This is a genomic window from Pseudofrankia coriaricola (assembly GCF_001854805.1).
Classification (GTDB): domain Bacteria; phylum Actinomycetota; class Actinomycetes; order Frankiales; family Frankiaceae; genus Pseudofrankia.
Genome location: NZ_MBLO01000221.1, coordinates 35,262 through 51,696, shown reverse-complemented (window position 1 = coordinate 51,696; position 16,435 = coordinate 35,262). Strand labels below are relative to the sequence as shown.

Annotated in this window: 12 protein-coding genes; 5 read left to right on the top strand and 7 right to left on the bottom strand. The window is 72.4% G+C overall.

Annotated elements, in window-relative coordinates; genetic code table 11:
• Nucleotides 1-1,935, bottom strand: coding sequence for an ABC transporter ATP-binding protein (locus BCD48_RS26515; RefSeq protein WP_083419231.1), 1,935 nt, complete (start codon nucleotides 1,933-1,935; stop codon nucleotides 1-3).
• A gap of 516 nt (nucleotides 1,936-2,451) precedes the next feature.
• Between BCD48_RS26515 and BCD48_RS26510 the strand changes: the two genes are divergently transcribed.
• A complete protein-coding gene (locus tag BCD48_RS26510; protein ID WP_071051092.1) occupies nucleotides 2,452-3,156 on the top strand; it encodes a siderophore-interacting protein in 705 nt (234 codons plus the stop codon).
• Nucleotides 3,157-3,374: 218 nt separating this feature from the next.
• On the opposite strand, the gene BCD48_RS26505 is transcribed toward BCD48_RS26510, so the two are convergent.
• Both BCD48_RS26505 and BCD48_RS26500 read right to left on the bottom strand, forming a co-directional pair.
• Nucleotides 3,375-4,055, bottom strand: coding sequence for a response regulator (locus tag BCD48_RS26505; protein WP_071051091.1), 681 nt, complete (start codon nucleotides 4,053-4,055; stop codon nucleotides 3,375-3,377).
• The gene (locus BCD48_RS26500; protein ID WP_071051090.1) at nucleotides 4,052-5,212 is read right to left on the bottom strand and encodes a sensor histidine kinase; all 1,161 of its coding nucleotides are present in this window, start codon (nucleotides 5,210-5,212) and stop codon (nucleotides 4,052-4,054) included. Before BCD48_RS26500 ends, BCD48_RS26505 begins: the two co-directional genes overlap by 4 nt.
• Nucleotides 5,213-5,547: 335 nt before the next feature.
• On the opposite strand from BCD48_RS26500, the gene BCD48_RS26495 reads away from it, so the two are divergent.
• Nucleotides 5,548-6,156 (top strand): hypothetical protein, encoded by a 609-nt coding sequence (locus BCD48_RS26495; RefSeq protein WP_071051089.1) that lies wholly within the window; start codon nucleotides 5,548-5,550, stop codon nucleotides 6,154-6,156.
• A 109-nt stretch (nucleotides 6,157-6,265) separates the two neighbouring features.
• On the opposite strand, the gene BCD48_RS26490 is transcribed toward BCD48_RS26495, so the two are convergent.
• Nucleotides 6,266-7,789 carry an MFS transporter gene (locus BCD48_RS26490; RefSeq protein WP_083419230.1) on the bottom strand — a complete coding sequence of 508 codons (1,524 nt, stop codon included), beginning with the start codon at nucleotides 7,787-7,789 and terminating at the stop codon, nucleotides 6,266-6,268.
• A gap of 147 nt (nucleotides 7,790-7,936) precedes the next feature.
• On the opposite strand from BCD48_RS26490, the gene BCD48_RS26485 reads away from it, so the two are divergent.
• The 3 genes from BCD48_RS26485 (at nucleotide 7,937) to BCD48_RS26475 (ending at nucleotide 12,540) form a co-directional block, all read left to right on the top strand.
• A complete protein-coding gene (locus tag BCD48_RS26485; protein ID WP_083419229.1) occupies nucleotides 7,937-9,868 on the top strand; it encodes an ABC transporter ATP-binding protein in 1,932 nt (643 codons plus the stop codon).
• Complete coding sequence (locus tag BCD48_RS26480) at nucleotides 9,865-11,625, top strand: ABC transporter ATP-binding protein (protein WP_071051088.1); 1,761 nt, start codon at nucleotides 9,865-9,867, stop codon at nucleotides 11,623-11,625. Before BCD48_RS26485 ends, BCD48_RS26480 begins: the two co-directional genes overlap by 4 nt.
• A 159-nt stretch (nucleotides 11,626-11,784) precedes the next feature.
• On the top strand, nucleotides 11,785-12,540 hold the full coding sequence (locus tag BCD48_RS26475) for a TetR family transcriptional regulator (protein WP_083419228.1): 756 nt from the start codon (nucleotides 11,785-11,787) through the stop codon (nucleotides 12,538-12,540).
• A 150-nt stretch (nucleotides 12,541-12,690) separates the two neighbouring features.
• On the opposite strand, the gene BCD48_RS26470 is transcribed toward BCD48_RS26475, so the two are convergent.
• From BCD48_RS26470 to BCD48_RS26460, 3 genes are all read right to left on the bottom strand, one after another.
• Nucleotides 12,691-14,046 carry an ABC transporter substrate-binding protein gene (locus BCD48_RS26470; RefSeq protein WP_071051087.1) on the bottom strand — a complete coding sequence of 452 codons (1,356 nt, stop codon included), beginning with the start codon at nucleotides 14,044-14,046 and terminating at the stop codon, nucleotides 12,691-12,693.
• 202 nt (nucleotides 14,047-14,248) lie between these two features.
• The gene (locus BCD48_RS26465) at nucleotides 14,249-15,796 is read right to left on the bottom strand and encodes a carboxylesterase/lipase family protein (RefSeq protein ID WP_071051086.1); all 1,548 of its coding nucleotides are present in this window, start codon (nucleotides 15,794-15,796) and stop codon (nucleotides 14,249-14,251) included.
• Entirely contained in the window at nucleotides 15,793-16,365 is a 573-nt protein-coding gene (locus BCD48_RS26460; RefSeq protein ID WP_241842002.1) for a TetR/AcrR family transcriptional regulator, read from the bottom strand. The genes BCD48_RS26465 and BCD48_RS26460 overlap by 4 nt, the downstream gene beginning before the upstream one ends.
• Between the last annotated feature and the right edge of the window lie 70 nt (nucleotides 16,366-16,435).

Below are 16,435 nucleotides of genomic sequence, written 5' to 3'. Positions count from 1 at the left end.
TCAGACCAGCTCCTCGTGCGTGCCCCGCTCGGCGAGGAGCGCCATCGCCTCCTCGTTCGCCTGCCACAGCCGCTGGTACAGCCCGCCGGACTGTCGCAATGTCGTGTGGTCACCGCGTTCGACGATCCGCCCGTCGGACAGGACCAGGATCTGGTCGACCTCGGTGATGGTGTGCAGCCGATGGGCGATCACCAGCACCGTGCGGTCGGCGATCAGCGAGGCGAGGGCATCCTGGACGGCCGCCTCGGCCTCCGGGTCGGCGTAGGCAGTGGCCTCGTCCAGTACCAGCACCCGGCTGTCGGCGAGCAGCGTGCGGGCGACCGACAGACGTTGTGCCTCGCCACCGGAGAGGATCGCGTCCACCCCGATCTCCGAGTCGTACCCTCGGGGGAGCGCCACGATGCGGTCGTGGATCTGTGCGGTGCGGGCCGCGTCCTCGAGCTCGGCCGGTGTGGCAGCAGGCCGTGCCAGTCGAAGGTTGTCGGCCACCGTGCCGCGGATGAGGTGCACCTCCTGCAGGACGAACCCGACAGTGCGGTAGAGCTCCTCCAGGGGCAGCTCCCGGACGTCGCGCCCGTCGATCAGGATCGCGCCGTCGGTCACGTCGTAGAACCGGGCGAGCAGGCGCGCCAAGGTGGACTTGCCCGACCCGCTCGGGCCGACCAGGGCGGTCACGGTACCCGGGGCGAGCTCGACGTTCACATCGCGCAGCACCGGCTGGCCCTTCCGGTATCCGAAACCGACGTCGCGGAACTGGACATGCCCCGGACCGGGTGCCACCGCTTCGCGCCCATCCTCGTCACGCTCCACCGGCGTGGCGAGTTCGGGCAGGCGCTGCAGCTCGCGTAGGCGGGTCGCCGCGGAGGCCCCTTCACGTAGCGCCTGGGCGCCATACGCCAACCCGAGCAGGCTCGCGCCGAGCCCGACGCCGACGAGCAGGAACGGAACCAGATCCATCGGCTCGACCCAGCCGGCAGCGGCCATCCCGACCGCCGCGGCCGTGACCACAAGGGTCAGGAACACCGGCGCCAGCAGGATGTCCGCCGAAGACTGGATGCGGGTCATCGGCAGCTTCCAGGCGCTCAGCGCATCGGCGTACCGGTCGACGGCATCCTGAAAGCCCTTGTGCGCCTTGCGGGTCTGGCCGAAGGCACGGACCACCGAGATGCCGTCGACGAACTCGACCGTGGTGACCTCCACGGCCTGTTCACCGCGGTTGAACAGGCCCAGGCGCGCGTTGTGGGCCGGACTCATCATGGCGTTCAGCGCGAACAGGTAGGCGATCACCGGGACCAGGAGAACCAGGGTCAGCTTCCAGTCGACGACGAACAGGTAGACGACGGTGACCAGGGGCGTCACCGTCGCGTTCACGTACTCGAGGCGCGCATGGGCGATGAGATAGTGCAGCGCCTCGACGTCGTCGGCCAGCAGCCGCTTGACCCGCACGGAACTGCGTTCGGTGAACCACCCCAGGGGCACCCGGGAAAGCTTGGCGGCCAACTGCCGGCGCAGCGACAGCTGGAAGCCCGCGTCGATCTGGTGCGCCCAGACCAGTCCGATCACCTGCAGTAGCCCACGAAACGCCAGGACGAGAAAGGCCGCGACCACCAGACCGGTCACCGTGCCGGTGTCCACCGGCTCCCGCGAGAGCCGCCGACACGCCTCGACGATCAGGACGAGGGGCACCACCGCGCAGACCGCCGCCACGGCGACCAGCAGTCCAGCCAGGGAGATCGAACGGCTGACCGGCGCCAGCAGCTGCTTGGCCGCCGCCTTGTCCCGTCGGGCCTGTTGCTTGAGGGCCGCCCGGTCCGGCGGCGGATTCGCGGACGGCGGCGACAGCGCCCATCCGCCGGAGGACGGCCGCACCGCCGCCGACGCAGTCCGAGGCCGCGCCCCGGCTTCGACCTCGGCGCTCAGCGAACTCCGCGCCATCACCAGCCCCCCATTTCTCGGCCAGTGCCCTGACCGTGTCACGTGCCGTCTCGCCGTGGCGGATCCCCGCGAAGCGGGGCGGTCGCGTCACGCGTCAGCCGGGCGGCCGCGAGGACGGCTCCTGGAGCAGCAGGACGGGACGGCACGCGGCCCCATCCATCGACACTCAACCCAAAATTAGCTTAACCTAACCTAACTTGCCCGCTCGCCCGCCTGCTCGGGACCGACGTTCGCCTGGTCGTCGGCGTCGCGCCGACGAGCGTCGGGGGTCTTCGCCGCCGTAGGTCTGGCATCGTGGGCCCGGCCTCGCCGAGGAACGCCGGCGAGGCCGTTCAGTCCGTCGTCGTCGCGAGGGCTCGACGCTGGTCCCGCCCGGTGCTCTCGTGTTCGGCGCGATGCTTCCTGCTGCCGCCGTCCCCGCGAACGGACCGCCCGGCAACCCCGGCGTTCGGGGCACGAGTTGGGGCAACCCCCACATCTTCCAGACGCAAGTTAGGTCAGGTTACCCTAAGCGCCATGAGCAAAGGCTTCAACGGTCTGGTCCTCAAGGCGTTCGGTGGTAGCGACTACCGGCTCACGGTGACCTCCAGCCGGCAGATCACCGACTCCTACCTCCGGCTGGGCTTCACCGGTGGCGGCCTGCTCGCCGATCACCCCATCCATCCCACGCAGTGGATCCGCCTGTGGTTCGCAGACGACACCGGGGCCCTGCAACAGCGCGGTTACACGCTGGTGGACCCGGACGCCGACAACGACACCTTCGACATCGAGTTCGCGATCCACGAGGGACCCGCGGCCCGATGGGCGCGACAGGCCCAGCCCGGTACCGAGATCGAGGCGACCGTGATGGGCTCGAAGTTCAGACTCCCTGATCCGCTCCCGTCGGAGTTCATCATCTTCGGCGACACCGCGTCGCTGCCGGCAATCAACTCACTGCTCGACGCGATCGGCGACACGCCGGCCCGAGTCTGGCTGGAGTGGCAACACGAATCCGACAAGGACATCCCGGTGCGTGCGAGCGACACGGCCACCGTCACCTGGCTCGAACGGATCAACGACGGCCAGCTCCTGCGCGAGGCCGCCGAACAGATCACCTGTCCACCCGACGCCTTCGCGTGGATCGGCTGCGACGGCCTGACCACACGATCGATCACGCAGACAATCCGCGGCCAGCACGCGCTGCCGAAGCACTCCGTCAAGGCGCAGGCGTACTGGAAGTAACGCAATGCACGTCCCCGGATGGTGGCCGTTCCGCATCCTGGTTGGCCATCTCCTCGGCGGGACCGCGTGGGCGACCTGGCTCAGCCATCCGGACGGCCCGCTCCGCCCGTCCCACCGCGCCCGCCCGCCCGCGGACAGCCGGATGGCGGCCAGGCCCAGCCCGGGTCGCCCCATGACGCGTCCAGGCCCGGCGCGGGTCGCCAGACGCGTTCACGAGGTCAGGAATCGTCGGCGGGATTCGCGGCCTGGCCGGGCCGGATGAGGCCACATTCGTATACGTAGACGACGGCCTGCACGCGGTCTCGCAGCCGCAGCTTGGCCAGGACGCGGGCGACGTGTGTCTTGACGGTGCCCTCGCCGATGTACAGCGTTCCTGCTATCTCCTGGTTGGACAGCCCTCGGGCGACCAGTCCGAGAACTTCCCGCTCGCGGCCGGTCAGCGTCGCCAGCTCGGGCGGGACCTGCGCGTCGGGTGGGGGGCCGGAGAGAAAACGTTCGATGAGTCGACGGGTGGTCTCCGGCCCGAGCAGCGCGTCGCCGCCGGCCACGACCCGGACCGCTTCCACCAGCCGGATCGGCGGGTCGGTCTTGAGCAGGAAACCGGCGGCTCCGGCGCGCAGCGCCGCGTACACATATTCGTCGAGCCCGTAGGTGGTGAGCATGACGATCCTGCCGCGGGCTCCGGCGCGGACCAGCCGGCGGGTCGTTTCGATGCCGTCCAGGACCGGCATCCGGATGTCCATGATGACGACGTCGGGATCGAGCGCGGCGGTCAGCGTGATGGCTTCCCGACCGTCGGCCGCCTCGCCGACGACCTCGATGTCGTCATGGCATTCCAGAATCGTACGCAGGCCGGTACGGACGACGGCCTGGTCGTCGACGAGAAGCACCCGGGTCATCGGGCGGTGGGGAACGACGCTCGCACCGTCCAGCCCCCGGACTCGCCGCGGCCGGCCTCGAACCGCCCGCCGAAGACCGCCACCCGTTCCTTCAGCCCGGTGAGGCCGTGCCTGCCGCCCGTGCCCTGCCGGCCGTCGGCGCCGTCGTCGGAGACCTCGACCTCCAGGTCGTGCGGCCGATATCGCAACACGACGTCCACCTGGGCTTTCCCGGCGTGCTTGAGCGCGTTGGTCAGGCTCTCCTGAACGACCCGGTACGCCGACAGCTCGACCGCGGCGGGCAGCCTGTCGGGCGGCCCCTCGGTCACGACCCGGACCGGCAGCCCGAGCGCCCGGGTGGTCGCGACCAGCCGGTCGAGGTCGGCCAGCGTGGGCTGGGGGTCCAGCGGGGCCCGCGTGTCGTCGCGGATGAGGCCGACGAGCGTCCCCATCTCCCCGATCGCCTCCTGCCCGGTAGCGCGAATCAACGCCAGTGCCGCCCGTGCCTTGGCGGGATCACGTTCGAGGACCTGCTCGACGACGCCGGCCTGGAGCACCACGATGCCCAGGCTGTGGGAGATGATGTCGTGCAGCTCGCGGGCGATCCGGCGGCGTTCCGCGGCGACCGCCGTGGCAGCACGCTGCTCCTGCTCCCGTTCCAGCGCCTGCGCCCGCTGTTCCAGCAGGCGGCCGCGCCCGCGCAGCGCCCGGACGGTCAGCCCGACGGCAAACGGCAGTCCAAGCGCCACCGCGGTAAACACCATGTCCGGGTACGCGTCGCCGGAAGGCTGACGCAGGCCCATCGCGGCGGCGAAGCACACCATGACGGCGCCGGCATACGGCGGATTCGTGCCGTGCACCCCGACCGAATAGGCCGCGACGAGCGCGACAAGCAGCGACCAGCCATTCTCGTAATGGCCGAAGACCACGAGGATGGCCGTCAACGGGGCCATGATCCCGGTAAATGCCAGCAGCGGCCGGCGCCGTCGCAAGGCCAGACATGCGGCCGAGATCAGCGCCAGGACCGCGATTGCCGGACGGGACGCGTCCGGCGGCCAGTCTGGTCCCTTGAGCGCGTCGAACAGGCCATTGCCGGCCACCGCGGCGGCCAGGACGACGTCCGCCGCGGGCGCCCGCACGAAACGGCGGACGGTTCGAACGACCCAGGCTCCCCGCATACCCGCACCTTAGCGAGATCGACCAGGCAGGACGTCTGCCTTGCGGCAGACCCCGCCTCCCCCGCCCGGGCGCACAAGACCCGCCTTGATGCTGACGACGGCGAACCAATCCTTTCCTAGCGTGCACGGTGTCGCCTGGCCAACCCAGGCGGCGCGTGGTCCGCCGAATCCGGCCAGGTTTTCGACCGGCCAGGGATTTCAACCGTCCTGAGTTTTCGACCGGCCGGGGGTTTCGGCCGGCCGAGCGCCGGCTTCGCGATGACCGACCGGCCTGGGCCACACCCGGCCATCCGGCTGCTCCAGCCCACCCGCACGCGTCGAAAGGTAGTCACATCATGGAACTGTTCGCCCGCGCCGGCTCGTGGGCCACGATCGTCGGCGGCGTATTGCTCGCGATCGGCGCGTTTCTCCACCTTCTGCCGCCCGACTACGCCTCGAACGAGTTTTCCCAGGAGGTCACGACCGGCGCCTTCGCGCTGACCGCCGCGCTGCGCCTGCTCGGGATCGTGCTCCTCACCTGGGGCGTCGTCGCGCTCTACGCGCGACAGGCTGACCGGCTCCGGGCCTTCGGCCTCGTCGCCGTCGCGCTGACGATGGCCGCCCTCGTCCTCAACGGTGGCATCGTGTTCGCTGATCTGTTCATCGCGCCCTCCATCGCCGAGCAGGCGCCCGCGATCCTCGACGGCAACGCAGGTGGCCGGCTCGGGCTCGGCTTCCTGCTGGCCTGGGTCAGCAACCTGGCCTTCCTACTACTCGGGATCGCCACCCTGCGCGCGAAGGTCCTCGCTCGCTGGGCCGGCTGGGCACTGGTCGTCGTCGGCCTGTGCCCCGCGCTTCCGCTTTCCGGCACGGAGACGGTCATCGGACTCGGCCTGGCCGCCGCCGGGCTCGCCACCCTGCGGCCTCGGACCGCGCCCGTGGCGGCGGCCGTCCCCACAGCCTGACGGGCCTTGCCCGGCGACCTCCCTCGGCTGGTGAGGCGCGGCACGCATGGTCCACCGGCGCTTGCTGGTGTCCGCCCGGGGGGACGGACACCGGCAGGCGCCTCGGCGTCTAGGCCGACGCCTGGGCGCTGACCGGCTGGTCGCCGGCGGCCCGGTCGCGGGGGCGGGACGGCAGTAGCGTGAAGGCGGCCAGCGCGGCGACGCCGATGAGGATGCCGGCGATGAGGAAGGCGCGGTCGTAGCCGGTGGTGACGGCGGCCGGGCTGGCCGGGTCGGCCTGGTGGCGGGTGACGGTGGCCGCGACGGTGACGAGCACCGCCAGGCCGATGCTTCCCCCGCACTGCCGGGCCGCGTTCAGCAGGCCCGAGGCCAGCCCGGCCTCCTCGCGCGCGACGCCGGTGGTGCCGGCGGCCGTGTTAGTGACCATGCACAGCCCGAGGCCCACCGAGGTGACCAGGGAGGGGCCGAGCAGGTCCGCGGCGAAGCTGCCGTCCGGGCTGACCCAGCCGAACCAGCCCATCCCGACCGCGCCCAGCGCCAGCCCGCTGACCAGCAGCGGGCGCGGACCGACCCGGGACATCAGGCGCCCGGCCACGATCGTGCCGGCGATCACGCCCAGGGCGAAGGGCACGAACGCCAGCCCCGTCCGCAGCGGGCTGTATTCGAGCACGCCCTGCAGGTACAGCGAGGCGAAGTAGAACGCGCCGAACTGGCCGCAGGCGACGAGAAAGATGACGACACAGGCCACCGACAGCGACCGGGTCCGCAGGATCCCCAACCGGACCAGCGGCGCGGCGACCCGACGCTCGACGAGCACGAACGCCACCGCGAGCACCGCCGCGACCCCGAGCGTGCCGAGCGTCCGCGACGAGCCCCACGCGTAGGTGTCTGTGCGCACCACCCCGTAGACCAGCACCACCATCGCGGCCGTGGCCAGCACCGCGCCGGCGACGTCCAGGCGGGGCCGACGGGCCGTGCGCAGGTTGCCGATGCAGGTCGCGGCGAGCGGGATGGCGACCGCGGCGATCGGGACGTTGACGAACAGGACCCACCGCCAGTTCAGGTACTCGGTGAGCACGCCGCCCAGCAGGACGCCGACCGCGCTGCCGGCGCCCGCCACGGCGCCCCAGACCGCGAGCGCCCGGTGCCGCGCCGCCCCCTCGGCGAAGGTGGTGGTGATGACGGTGAGGCTGACCGGCAGCAGCACCGCGCCGGCCACACCCTGCGCGGCCCGCGCCGCGATCAGTTCCCCCGGGTTCTGGGCGAGCCCGCCGAGCAGTGACGTGATCCCGAACAGGCCCAGCCCGGCGACGGCCGCGCGGCGCTGGCCGGCCAGGTCGGCGAGCCGGCCGCCGAGCAGCAGCAGCCCGCCGAAGGTGAGCGTGTAGGCGTTCACCACCCATTGCAGGCCGCTCTCACTGAACCCCAGGTCGGCGCGGATGGACGGCAGCGCGACGTTCACCACCGAGATGTCGAGCACCACCATCAGCTGACAGAGGCAGACGACCGCGAGCACGAGCCCGGCCCGCGCGGGTACGGGCGCGGGCGCGGCCTCGCTGGCGCCGGGCCCGGACTCGGGCTCAACGGCGTGCTGGCTCGCCACGGCGGTGTCGGGTGGCTCCGAGATGGACATGGCGCCTCTCTTCGGGCGGAGTGCGGCGGAAGAAAACCGGTCTCAGGTCTATTGGACAGCGTCCAGTTAGGCTAACCTAACCTGAAACTTGTTGATCGACAAGGGCGGGCGTTCACCCGGGCACCCGCGAGACGAAGGGGGAAACCGATGGCCGAGACGCCACCGGCGACGGCCGGGCCGCGGGCCGCTGCCGCCGGGCGGGCCGACGCCGACGCCGACGCGGCCGCCGAGACCGAGGCCCCGACAGGGCCGTCGACACCGTCCGGCGGGCAGGACCCTCCGCCCGCGGCTCTGGGCACCCTGCTCGGACCGGTACGCGGGCGGCTGGTCGTCGCGGCGGTGTGCCAGGCCGCCGGCTCCGTGGCGGCGGTCGTTCCGTACGTGTGCATCGGCGAGCTGGCCAGCACCCTGCTGCGCGCCCCGGTCGACCACGGCCGGGCGTGGACGATCGTGCTCGTGGCGGTCGCCGCGTTCGTGGCGCGCTTCGCGCTGGTCGGCGCGGCCGGGGCGATCAGCCACCACGCCGACAACGACCTGACGTTCGACCTGCGCACGCGCCTGGCGCGACGGCTGGGACGGGCCCAGCTGGGCTGGTTCGACCAGCGCTCCAGCGGCGTCGTGAAGACGGCGGTGCAGGACCAGGTGTCGGCCCTGCACACGCTCGTGGCCCACGCCGCGAACGACTTCGTCGGCGCCGCCGTCACGCCGCTGGTGGTGCTCGGCTACCTGTTCTGGGCGGACTGGCGGCTCGCGCTGGTCACGCTGGTGCCGCTGGTGTTCTTCGCGTTCTCCTACGGGCGGATGACGAAGGGCTACGGCGAGCAGATGGCCACCTACGTCGCGGCGCTCGGGCGGATCAACGCCGCCGCGGTGGAGTTCGTACGCGGCATCGCCGTGGTGAAGGCCTTCGGGCAGGCGCGGCGGGCGCACGCCCGGTTCCTGCGCGAGACAGACGCGTTCGCCGACGCCTTCGAGGGCTGGACGAAGCCCATGCTGCGGCCGTTCGCGATCACGATGGCCGCGGTCTCCGGGCCGACGATGCTGCTGGTGATCCTCGGTGCCGGCATCGGGTTCACCCAGGCCGGCTGGTGCGCGCCCGCCGACGTGGTGCCCTTCGTCGTTCTGGGCATCGGGCTCGCCGGGCCGCTGCTGAACCTGGAGCACTCCGCCACGGCGCTGCAGCTTGCCCGCGGCGCCGCCACCGCCATCGCCTCCCTGTTGGCGACCCCGGTCGTCACCGAGCCGGAACGGCCGCGCGAGCCGGCGGGACACCGGGTCGAGCTGCGGGACGTGTCGTTCGGTTACGACGACCGCGTCCGCGTCCTCGACGGCGTCGACGCGGTGCTCGAGCCGGGCACGGTGACGGCGCTCGTCGGCCCGTCCGGCGCGGGCAAGTCGACGCTGGCCAGCCTGCTGCCCCGCTTCGCCGACCCGGACCGCGGCGCCGTCCTGCTGGGCGGCGTGGACGTGCGGGACGTCGGCACCGAGCGGCTGTACCGGCAGGTCGGGTTCGTGACGCAGGACGTCGGGCTGCTGCGGGTCAGCGTGCGCGACAACATCGCGCTGGCCCGGCCGGGAACGACCCGCGAACGGGTCGTCGAGGCCGCCATCGCGGCCCAGGTCCACGACGTGATCAGCGTGCTGCCCCGCGGCTACGACTCGGTGATAGGCGAGGACGCCCATCTCTCGGGCGGCGAGGCACAGCGGGTCACGATCGCCCGTGCCCTGGTGGCCGACACCCCCGTCCTCGTCCTCGACGAGGCGACCTCGTGGGCGGACCCGGAGTCGGAGGCCGCGATCCAGGACGCGCTGTCCGCCGTGGCCGCCGGGCGCACGGTGCTGGTGATCGCGCACCGCCTGGCCAGCATCACCGCCGCCGACCAGATCCTGGTCCTCGACACGGGACGGGTCGTCGAGCGCGGCCGGCACCCGGAGCTGGTCGCGGCCGGCGGCCGCTACGCCCAGCTGTGGGCGGCCCAGACGACAGGCACCACGACGACGGACACGCCGAACGACGGCGGCAGGACCGACACGGACAGGACCGACACGGACAGGACCGACACGGAGGTGGCGCGGTGATCCGGCAGCTGGGCAGGGTGCTCGGTTCCGAGCACCGCGGCGACTACCTGCGCTACCTCGCCGCCCTCGTCCTCTACAACGTGCTGCAGGGCGTGGCCTACGTGCTGCTGGTGCCGGTGCTGCGCGACCTGCTACGCGGCGACACCGGCGGCGCCGCGCGCTGGTTCGCGGTGCTCGCCTCGGTGGTGGTGGTCGGCTGGCTGGCGTCCTACGTCCAGCAGCAGCTGGGGTTCCGGCTCGGGCACCTGCTCGCGCGCACCCTGCACCACCGGCTGGGCGACCACCTGACCGACCTGCCGATCGGCTGGTTCAGCGGCAACCGCGTCGGCGCCATCGGGCAGCTGACCTGCAAGGGCATCGTCGACATCATGGGACTGCCCGCGCACATGTTCCAGCCGATCGTCTCGGCCGCGGTCACCCCGCTCACCGTCGTCGCCGGCGTCCTGATCCTCGACTGGCGGCTCGGGCTGGGCGCGCTGGCCGCCGTCCCGCTGGTGTTCGCGGTGTTCTCGTGGGCCGCGCGGCGCGCCGCCAGCGTCGACGAGCAGCTGCACGCCACCGGCGTCGAGGCCGCCGACCGCGTCGTCGAGTTCGCCCGCCTGCAGCCGGTGCTGCGCGGCGCCGGGCGGTCCGGCGACGGCTACGCCCAGCTCGACGACGCGCTGCGCGCGCAGCACGCCGCCGGTCGCCGCCAGCTCGGCCGCACCCTGCCAGCGCTTGGCGCGAACGCCCTCACCGTCCAGCTCGTGTTCACCGCGCTCATCCTGCTCGGCACGGCCCTCGCCCTACGTGACAGCGACCGGACGGCCGAGCTGGTCGCCCTGCTGGTGCTGCTGGCCCGGTTCGCCGAGCCGCTGGCCGCCGCGGCCGAGTACGGCGCCACGCTGCGCGCGGCCAGGGCAAGCCTCACCCGCATCGACGAGGTCCTGGCGACCGCTCCCCTGCCCGAGCCCGACCGCCCCACCCCGGTCGACGGGCACCGCGTCGATGTCGACGACGTCAGCTTCGGGTATGACCACGACCGCCCGGTCCTGTCCGGGATCAGCTTCACCGCCGAGGCCGGCACCACGACGGCCATCGTGGGATCGTCCGGGGCCGGCAAGACCACCCTGCTGTGGCTGCTCGCCCGCTTCCTCGACGTCGACGCCGGCGGCATCGGCGTCGGCGGCGTCGACCTGCGGGCGCTGACCGCGGAGCAGCGCGGCGCCCTGGTCGCGCCGGTCTTCCAGGACGTCTACCTCTTCGAGGGCAGCATCGCCGACAACATCCGGCTGGCCCGCCCCGACGCCACCGACGCCGAGCTGCGCGAGGCGGCCCGGCTCGCCCGCGTCGACGAGATCGTCGACCGGCTGCCGGACGGCTGGGAGACCCAGGTCGGCGAGGGCGGCGCCTCGCTGTCCGGAGGGGAGCGCCAGCGGGTCTCGATCGCCCGCGCCCTGCTCAAGGACGCCCCGATCGTGCTGCTCGACGAGGCCACCGCCGCCGTCGACCCGGAGAACGAGGCCGCGATCACCTCCGCGTTGGCCGCCCTCACGCTGGCCCGCACGGTGTTCGTCGTCGCCCACCGGCTCACCACCGTCGCCCACGCCGACCAGATCCTCGTCCTGGACGGCGGCCGCATCGCCGAGCGCGGCACCCACGCCGAGCTGCTGGCGAACGACGGCCGCTACGCCGCGTTCTGGCGGCAACGCCAGCGCGCGGCGGGTTGGCACCTCGGCACCCGTGTCGCCGCCGGAGCGGCCACCGGCGGGGACTGAGCCGTCGCCACAACCGAGCCGACGGCCGGGACCGACCGGCCCGGCGGTCGGTCTCCCCGCGGCCGGTCTCCAGCAGTCGGTGCCGACGGTCGGTCCATCGGCCGGCCCCCGCGGCCGGTCTCGGGTCCGGCCTCGGCCGGGTGTGGGAACGTGACATCTGTGGCGGAGCGCGGTCGAGGAACGGACGTCGGTACCAGGGTCAGGCTCACCCCGGACCGGGTGATCGACGCCGCGCTGGAACTGACCCGGGAGCGCGGCCTGGACGGCTGGAGCATCCGCGACCTCGCCCACGCCCTCGAGGTCTGGCCGAACACGATCGCCTACCACGTCGGCGACCGGGAGGCGATTCTGGACGCCGTCGTGGAGCGGGTCGTGGCGATGATGCCGAACCCGCCCGCCGACCTCGGCTGGCAGGACTGGTTCCGCGCGTTCCTCTACCCCAGCCGGGGCATCGTCGGCCGCTACGTCGGGGTCGCCCGCCGGCTGTGCCGGGACGGTGCCACCGTCCCGTCCGCCCTACCGATCATGGATCGGGGCATCGGTCTGCTTGCCGCCGCGGGGTTCGGCGACCGTGCGCCGCTCGCCTACGCCACGCTGCTCAACAGCGCCATCCTGCTCGTCGCCCTCGACGACGACCGCGCTCTCGCCGGGCACGGTCGTGCCGCCGCCGCGACCACTCTCCAGACCATGGCCGCGCCGCCGGGCGCCGGCGCGGGCTGGGCCACGATGCAGCCCTGGCTGCGGTCCTGGGCGCAGGATCCGGACGCCAGCCGCGCCACGCTCTACCGGTACACCATCGAATGCCTGCTCTCCGGCCTCGAGGCCGACCTGCGCGCGGGCGCGGGACAGGCGAGTGGCACGGACCCACGAGAAGGCTCGGCGGACTCCGTCATGACGGAGTCACCCGGATCGTGACGTAGGCCGCGACACCGCCCCCGGGCGAGCGCGGGAGCAGCCGGCGCCCACAGCGGCGAGCAGAGCCGCGCCCACGGCGACGAACGGGACGGGCCTGGTGGCGCGCGACGAGGACGGGGCCTCGTCGCGCGCCTCTGGGCACAGCCGCTGTCAGTCCGCGATCGGGGTGTTGCCGAGGACCTTGTACGCGGCGGGCTGGCCCTTGTCGTCGAGGGTGGTGGTCAGGCCGCCGAGGACGCAGACGGCCGGGTTGGCCGGGTCCGCCTTGCCGTTGCAGCGGAACTTCAGTCCGGCGCCGCCGGGCAGCTCGGTCTCCTTCATCGCCTTGATCGTCGAGGTGACGGTCGCCGGCGTGATGTCCCCGGAGATGCCGTCGAGCGCCGTCTGGAGGCCGGCCGTCAGCATGAACGCGATCATGCTGTCCTGGACGCTGGTGTCGATGTCCGTGCCGTAGGTGTCGACGACCTTCTGGTAAAGGCGCATCGACGGGCTGTCCGGGCCGACCGGCGCCGTGGCGCTGACAACCATGCCCTTCAGCGTGGCTCCCGGGACCGACTTGCGGGTCGCGTCGGTGACGCACTGGGAGATGGCGCTGATCGTGCCGGTGAAGCCGACGGCCTTGAGGCCGTTCATGGCGCTGATGCAGAACGAGTCGTTCCCGATGATGAAGACCTCGTCCGAGCCGTTCGAGACGACCTGCTGCATCTGGGGCGTCATGTCAGCGGTGCCCGGCGCCACGCGGATCAGGTCGTAGCCGATGCCGGCCTTCGCGAACAGCGGCGGCGCGACCTCCTGCGCGGAGTGGAGCGCGGCCGGGACGTCGATCACGATGGCGGTGACCTTCTTGTTGCCCTCGTCCTTCGCGACCTGGATCGGCAGGTCGATCACGGGGAAGGTCGGGTTGCCCAGCGAGAACGTCGTCTGGCTCGACAGCAGCGCCGGGTCACTCGAACCGTAGAGCATGACGGGGATCTTCGCCTCGCCCAGCGGCTTCCAGGCGTCATCGACGACACCGGACGTGCCGATGAGGACGGCGACGACACCCTTCTCGATCATCTGGTTGCCGCAGTCGGCGGCCTTGGACGGGTCGCCCTGGGTCTCGCAGATCGTCAGCTCGATGGGCCGGCCGCCGATCCCGGCCTTGTGCTCGTTGAGGTACTTGACGGTCGCCTCGGCCACCTGGTCCGCGGGCCGTGCGTCCAGTACCGGGGTGGCGCCCTCCCCGATCAGACCGATCTTGACGGGCGCGCCGGTCGCCTTGTCGACCGGACCGAGGGGGTCCGCGGCACCCGCGGAGCCATTTGCCGTCGGCGTCGCGGGGGCCCCCGCGTCGTCGGAGCCGCCACCGCAGGCCGACATGAAGGCCAGGCCCGCGGCGAGGACGGTGATGCCGGCGAGCCGTAACCGTAAGCGGCCCCCGGGGCGGGCGGCCGCCGGCTCGGCCGCGGCGGTCGAGCGCGGCCGTCCAGATGTCGGCTGACCGGTCGGTCCATTGATGAGCATCATGGTTCCCCTGCCTTTGCTGATGGGCGCTGCGCGGATACAAAAAACACGCCGCCCCGTCAAAGCGGCGCAGCGGTCATGCAGGCCGGGACCATAGGTCGTCAGGCTGGAACGCCGGCGACGGATTCCCGGGTCTACTGGCCGGGGTCGAGGTGGTCCGGCAGGTGGTCATCCGCGGGTGCGGGGCCGCGCGGTCCGCCACGCATTAGGACGCGCGCAAGGGGAGCGTGGCGAAGATGTGGTTCCGCCACAGCCGCCGGGAGGTTTCCTCCGGGTAGGCGGTGACGGTCGGATTGGCGTCGAAGATCTGCGTGAGTCGTCGCTCGGGGTCGTAGGTGGGCCAGCCCGGGTCGCCGGTGGTGGCGAAGGCGGTCCAGGCGCCACGAATGCGGGCCGCGAGCGTCCTGGCTTCATCGGACGGCTCGGGACCGAGGAGCAGCGGGCCGAGGTGTGCGTCGAAGGTGCCGAACACCAGCGGGCCGTCGAGGCCGTGGCAGGCGCCCAGGGCACCCCCGCTGCCTGGCGCGGCCCAGGCCAGTTCGTAGAGGTGGGCACGGCCGCCGGCGGCGGTCTGCGCGTCGGCGAGGTGGAGAGCGGGCATGCGGAACAGCCAGTCCGACTGGACGAGCTCGTGCAGGTTCTCGGCCGATGCCTCCGGGAAGGCCGCGCGATATGCGCGCTCGCCGTCGGGCTGCGGGCCAAAGGTGCGTAGCGCCAGTGAGGCGTCCTCGTCCTCGATACGGCCACGCTGCCCGCCGAGAACGGTGAACAGCCGATACTCGTCGCGGTTGTGCCCGATGATCAGAGCGACCTCCCGCGCCGCGCCGGCCCGCAGCGCCTGCCACGGTGCGGTGGGCAGCACGTCGCCGTCGACGACCGGGGCGTAGGGCGTGACGGTGTGGGCGACCGCTCCCCACCGGTCCTCGCGCTCGCGCATCTTGGTCGTCACCACGGCGCCCGCGTCCACCAGCCTGTAGGGGTCCACGGCGGAAAGATCCTCGATGGTCGCTCGCCGTCCCGCCTCCGTCGCGATCGCGGCGGCGATGTCGATGCCCAGCGCGTCGGAGAAGAAGACGCCGGACGGGCTCTGCAGGATCGCCCGCTGAAACAGGCCGTCGGACCGTGGCATCGCCAGCAGGGCGGCGATGGACCCGGCGCCCGCCGACTCACCGAACACCGTGACCCGGTCAGGGTCACCGCCGAATGCCGTGATGCTGTCGCGCACCCATTCCAGCGCTGACACCTGGTCGAGCAGCCCGCGGTTGGCCGGTGCCCCGGCGATCCGCGCGAACCCTTCGAAGCCCACGCGATAGTTGAAGGAGACCACGACGACATCGCCCTCCTGGGCGATGTGGCTGGCGTCGTAGCCGGGGCTTCCCGCCTGACCGAGCTTGAACGCCCCACCATAGATCCACACCAGTACCGGGCGGCGGGCCGCCGGATCCGGGTCCGGCGACCAGACGTTGACTGTCAGCCAGTCCTCGCCCGCCGACGTGTCCACGGCACCGCTTCTCCCGGGAATCCCCGCGTCCTGCGGAGGCGGCGGGCCGAAGACAAACGCCTCCCGCGCCCCTTCCCATGCGTGCGCTGGGACTGGTGCCGCAAACCGCTCGTCGCCGACGGGTGGCCGCGCGAACGGGATGCCGCGGAAGACGGCTAACCCGTCCTCCCAACGGCCGCGTACCCTCCCGCGAGCGGTACGTACTTCGGGCTCGCCGGAGCGCCGGGACGCGTCGGTCCTGCCTGCGGTCATCGGATGGTCCTCTCCCGTGGTTGGCCGGATGCGAGAACGCCCGGCTCGCGGCTGGGGGCGTGCACCGTGAGAAGCGCGTTGACGAGGAAGGTCACCATCCGCGTGATCCGGTCGGCGAACTCCTCCGGGTCGAGAGGATCCTCACCGCCGATCAGCCAGGCGCAGACGAGAGCGTGCCCACCGCCGGCGAGACCCGTCGCGAGATCATCCATCGTCCGCGCGTCGAGTGTCCCGCCCAACGCCTCCTGGAAGAGCTGCCGGTTGAAAGGCACGAGGAGGCCCGTCAGCACCTTGCCCAGGGCGAACGCGGTCGAGCCCGTCATCAGCGCCCGGTAGAACCCGCGGTGCTCCGCGAAGTGGCTGGCCACCGCCAGCGACCGGGCACGGCCGGGGACCGCGGCGGCCGGATCCCCCAGCCCCGGCATCAGGTCCCGTCGAGCAAGATCCAGCGCGGCCTCGAGAAGGAGCGCGTCACGGTCGCCGAAATGCTGGTACAGCACCTGCCGGCTCACGTCCGCCGCGTCCGCGAGATCGGAGATTGGCACGGCCGCCGTGCCGCGCTCTCCCACCAGGTCAACCGCCGCCCGGAGCAGCGCGGAACGCGACCGGCGCGACCGGCGGTCCCGCACGGGAACCGCC